This window comes from Shewanella sp. Koi 1, from assembly GCF_052907445.1.
The window spans coordinates 1-4,425 of the sequence record NZ_JBREJM010000002.1 but is presented as its reverse complement, the minus strand read 5'-3'; the positions used below and the strand labels follow the sequence as shown (position 1 = coordinate 4,425).

General features: G+C 46.5%; 7 protein-coding genes. 5 read left to right on the top strand and 2 right to left on the bottom strand.

The genetic code is table 11. From position 1 onward, the window contains the following. Positions 1–468 precede the first annotated feature (468 nt). The 5 genes from ACUZ8J_RS21225 to ACUZ8J_RS21205 all read left to right on the top strand — a co-directional run bounded on the left by ACUZ8J_RS21225 (position 469) and on the right by ACUZ8J_RS21205 (position 3,853). Positions 469–702, top strand: coding sequence for a hypothetical protein (locus ACUZ8J_RS21225; RefSeq protein WP_427724229.1), 234 nt, complete (start codon positions 469–471; stop codon positions 700–702). Beyond that, positions 695–1,585, top strand: a complete 891-nt coding sequence (locus ACUZ8J_RS21220; RefSeq protein WP_446694979.1) for a site-specific integrase — start codon at positions 695–697, stop codon at positions 1,583–1,585. The genes ACUZ8J_RS21225 and ACUZ8J_RS21220 overlap by 8 nt, the downstream gene beginning before the upstream one ends. Further along, the gene (locus ACUZ8J_RS21215; RefSeq protein WP_446694978.1) at positions 1,582–2,160 is read left to right on the top strand and encodes a hypothetical protein; all 579 of its coding nucleotides are present in this window, start codon (positions 1,582–1,584) and stop codon (positions 2,158–2,160) included. The genes ACUZ8J_RS21220 and ACUZ8J_RS21215 overlap by 4 nt, the downstream gene beginning before the upstream one ends. Positions 2,161–2,722: 562 nt before the next feature. Beyond that, positions 2,723–3,400 (top strand): replication initiation protein, encoded by a 678-nt coding sequence (locus ACUZ8J_RS21210; RefSeq protein ID WP_446694977.1) that lies wholly within the window; start codon positions 2,723–2,725, stop codon positions 3,398–3,400. Beyond that, the gene (locus ACUZ8J_RS21205; protein ID WP_446694976.1) at positions 3,401–3,853 is read left to right on the top strand and encodes a type II toxin-antitoxin system PemK/MazF family toxin; all 453 of its coding nucleotides are present in this window, start codon (positions 3,401–3,403) and stop codon (positions 3,851–3,853) included. It begins immediately after the preceding gene. 152 nt (positions 3,854–4,005) lie between these two features. On the opposite strand, the gene ACUZ8J_RS21200 is transcribed toward ACUZ8J_RS21205, so the two are convergent. Both ACUZ8J_RS21200 and ACUZ8J_RS21195 read right to left on the bottom strand, forming a co-directional pair. Then, positions 4,006–4,152, bottom strand: coding sequence for a hypothetical protein (locus tag ACUZ8J_RS21200; RefSeq protein WP_446694975.1), 147 nt, complete (start codon positions 4,150–4,152; stop codon positions 4,006–4,008). Then, the gene (locus ACUZ8J_RS21195; protein WP_140907552.1) at positions 4,152–4,349 is read right to left on the bottom strand and encodes a hypothetical protein; all 198 of its coding nucleotides are present in this window, start codon (positions 4,347–4,349) and stop codon (positions 4,152–4,154) included. Before ACUZ8J_RS21195 ends, ACUZ8J_RS21200 begins: the two co-directional genes overlap by 1 nt. Between the last annotated feature and the right edge of the window lie 76 nt (positions 4,350–4,425).

The window sequence follows — 4,425 nt, the reverse complement described above, 5'->3', positions numbered from 1 at the left end:
ACATCTCAAATATGCCAAACGTCTCGTGCATAAAACCCTCTGAATCTCTGTGCTCAACTCGCTAAAGCGACTTAGACACAGAGATTCAGAGGCTTTAATTCAATTTCGCGCACAAATTTGATTCGCAAATAGGTTTGCAGTACAGTTGAGGCTCTTATGGAGTAACGCCCCTAGCGTTCAATGATCACCGGTGCATTGTGAAAACTACCGAGGCCGAGCCCTAAAGCCGGCACAGAAAACCCAACTGCATTCACTTGAAATAGGAGATACCTGATGGAAACTGCAAAACCCGCATAGCCACGTTACGGCAATACGTTTTATCAACGTTTAATTGATACGAGTTTTGGTTGGATAGGTGCGAGCCAGAGAGCGTTAATCTCAAATCGGGCTAATAGGTGTTAAGTCATCGCTGCCGTTGATTTTTAACGGTTGTATTTATACTTAAAATTTGAATTTGTAACTTTTTCAATGACAGAATTTGATGCTGCCGCTGAAGTGGCAAAACTGAAGGCACAAACCAAGGCTATCCGCAACCGTCCCTACTTCCGTAGGATCTCAAAGCTGGATAAATTCCGCGGGGAATTGCTCTCGATGTACCGTGCTGGCGCGTCTGGTTCCGAACTGTTGCGCTGGCTGAAATCAAAGCGTATTTCATGCGCCCACTCCACCCTGTCCCGCTACCTGAAAAAACACAATGGGTAAATTTGCCAAGGCCGAAACACAGGCCGCTTCTGTCGTCAAAGCCCTGCAAAAAAATGGCGCGATCCGCTCCCTCGTTACCGCCAAAAATTACACTGATTGCCTCACCCGAGTCTGCCGCTATGCCAAGGAAAACCGCTTTTCTCTGCGCGAATTAACGCCAGAGCAGGCGCTAAATTACCTGAATATCCGCAGCGAGGAAGTGGGGCAAAAATCACTGGACCAAGAGCGCCACGCGATCCAGTGCATGATGCAAAATCTCACGGGGAAACTGGGCGAAAACGAACGGTTATATCCCGAAAAATCCGAATATCAACAGATCCTTAAATCCCGCAGCTATACGGCTGAACAAGTGGCGTTAGTCGCTGCCGCACAGCGCGACACCAACGCCCTTTCAACAGCCATTGCTCACTCTGCAGGGCTACGTTCTCACGAACTGCTCACCCTAAGACGCATCGAGGAGCGCAGCCCTAGCCCTGACGCCATTACTAGGGCACTACCAGCGAAATTCGCAGGCCGCGAAGGGATGCGTTACACCGTCAAAGGCAAGGGCGGCTTAGTGCGCGAAGTGGTGATCCCAACACACCTTGCGGAGCGTTTGGAGGCAAGGCGCTTCGAGTCACCGCAGCGCGTGACCGATAGGAATGTTCACTACGGCCAACACTACGACATCGCAGGCGGGAAACGCTGGGCGGCATCGTTTAGCGCAGCCTCCAGCCGCGCGCTTGGCTGGAGTGCTGGCGCCCATGGAGTACGGCACAGCTACGCCCAAGAACGGATGAACGAGTTACAAAATTCAGGGCTAAACCGCACTCACGCACTTGAGATCGTATCGCAGGAAATGGGGCATTTCAGGCCAGAGATCACGGAGACATATTTACGATGAATTTCAGATTGTTTTATATCTTATTAACCCTTGCTGTGCTTGGGTTTGGTGGCTATTGGCTTTATACAAATATCCCCTTGTTTGGCTTTGCCATCTGGAACGGGAACCAGTGGAGTTTAACCGAAACAGGCTGGTCAATTTTTACGGCAGGTTGGGTGTTCTTCATCCCAGGTGTATGTGTTGCCCTGGCGGTGATGGTTCCCGTCCAGTTGTGGATATACCACACGGCCAAGGATGCAGACTATGAGACCAAGATCGAGGCATTAAAACGGGAGCACAGCGAGAAAAACTCACGGATGACACAGGCGGTTATCGCTGCCGATCATCAAGCCAGAACCGCAATGCTGGCCGCAAAACAGGAATTTGAAGCAGTCACACGCGAGGCAGAGCAACGCACTCAGGAGGCTTTGCGGGAGACGCAAAAAGCCCGAGAAATACAAAATCAGGCAGAACAACTCGTTAAATACGCGAAAGATGAGGTCGAAAAGGCCTCTAAAAACGCTCAGAGAGCCACAAAAAAGAAAAACAATGCCATGGCATCAGCATGCGCTTTGGAGCATAGCGACAGCATGTAAGCGAAGCGACACGCTCTTTGGCGCAGGCGCCAGGGGCGTAGCGATTTTTGCCCCATCCCCCGTCCTGCTAAGCCGCTTTTGCTTTTTAACTGACCTATCCGCACCGCTACAGCTAAACGGTCGAAGACAAAACCCACTCACAGCAAGGCTTTCAGTCTCGCCCCTGCCAACGGCAGGAAATGGCGAGGCATTTTTGGGAAGGGTGGAGCCTTTAGGCGACCTAGGGCGCAGCCCTTGGTCGCGGCGCAGCCGCCGCTTTTTACTCTAACTGGTTGAATTTTTCAAAGTTATCCACAGATTTGCGCCTTTGTAATAAGATCTTTCTTGTTTGTATAAAGATCTTTCTTGTTTGTAGCGCGCCTACAGCCCTTGGTGCGCGTGGGCTGTAGCATTTATAGGTGGAGAGATTCGCAGTTCTTTGGGCGCTATAGGTGGAGAGATTCGCAGTTCTTTGGGCGCTATAGGTGGAGAGATTCGCAGTTCTATTCACACCTTTATGGGGAGAAACCTTGACTGAATTCCACCTATCGGTATAGTGGAGTAAAAGACAAGGATTCCACCTATGAATAATCTATCTGTAACCAAAGCGAACAACTTGATTGACGCTAGTTATCGCCTGAATATTCAGGCTCAAAAGCTAGTTTTAGCTTGCCTTGGGATGGTAGATCCTAGGTCTGAAATCCCTAAAACCATGACGATTACAGCCTTACAATTCGCTGATTTAATGGGTATACCAAACGCCCACAGAGAGCTATACAGCGCGGTTGACGCACTCTATGGGGCGACAATCGTCCTCAAAGAGGGAAATGATGATGTTGAGTTACGTTGGATTCAAAAGAAATCCAAGCGCATCAAGGGGGCAGGTTCAATTACAATCACTTGGAGTGATGAGGTTTTACGGTATATCAGCCAGCTACAGAGCCGATTTACCACCTACAAACTGAGAAACATCGCAAACCTACAGTCCAGCCATTCAATCCGTTTGTACGAGCTGCTACAGCGCTTTAACGACAAAAATTATCGAGTGATTTTGATTGATGATTTCAGGAGCGCGCTGGGTCTGGGTGACAAATACTCGCAATTCAAAGATCTGAATAAATGGGTGGTCAAGCCCTCTGTCGAGGAATTAAACCAGCGTAGCGATCTCGTTATCGAGTACGACACTATCAAAAAAGGCCGAACAGTCACCGCACTAGCCTTTACTTTCAAACAAAACAAACAGTTAAAGATGGATATCTAGATGATCAACTACAGCCCCAAAGTCGGTGAAGTGTTGGAGTGTGACTTTGGTCAATTTCAATATGATCCAGAAACTCAGCGCCCTTTAACGGATAATTACAACGGAAGAATCCCGCCTGAGATAGTAAAAAAACGGATGATTATTGTTCTAAACGGGAAATTAGACAGTGGTTGCTTAGTTGTTCCAATATCCTCTACGAGGAATTTTGGGGGCATCAGTAAAGGCCTGCACGTCCCAATAGAACCAGACAATTTTAGAGTGACTAATTTTTACGACATGCGTGAACGTTGGGCAAAAACAGATTTAATACAAATGGTTAGTCGTCAGAGGCTGTATAAGCTTATGGATAATGGACAGAGATTCGATCATTACTTATCGAGGGAGATAGTGACTCAAGTGCAACTTGCGGTGATAAAGGCCATTAGCGCATCCACTCTACTACCTCAGGCTTAGAAAGGCGAAAGCCCAGATTTTCATCTGGGCTTTCTAGTCCTCTAACGGACAAAATACTTAAGGCCTCTAGGGCTACGACTTCATAATATGACCATACAGTCAATAATGCAACACTATCGCGTTATTGATGAGCACTCATAACTATTCTTTTTTTACTTTTTTTGCTGTTTTCCAGCGTGTTTAATAAACGCTTTAGGCAAATCAACAAGAATAAATTGAACACCTTTAAAAAGTAATTTTGGATTTTTAAAAAGCAAAAAGATTAGACCTAAAACAACAAAGATTACGATCAGCCCCATCAATTATAACTCCAATTGTGACCACTGCAGCTAGGACACTCGATTTTAAAGCCACTCACAACACCAGCAATAACATCAGCTCGCGCTTGTGGTGAAATACCGTTATTCATACTCGCCTCACGTCCGATTTGTCCAATTATCAAACCAACCATTTTAGCATTTGAAACTTCTTCACCACACTTTTTACATTTAAACATGCTTAATTACCTTAATTTTTTTTGTTTATATTCACTCAACGAAACTACTTAATTTATTTAAAAAATACCACATTCA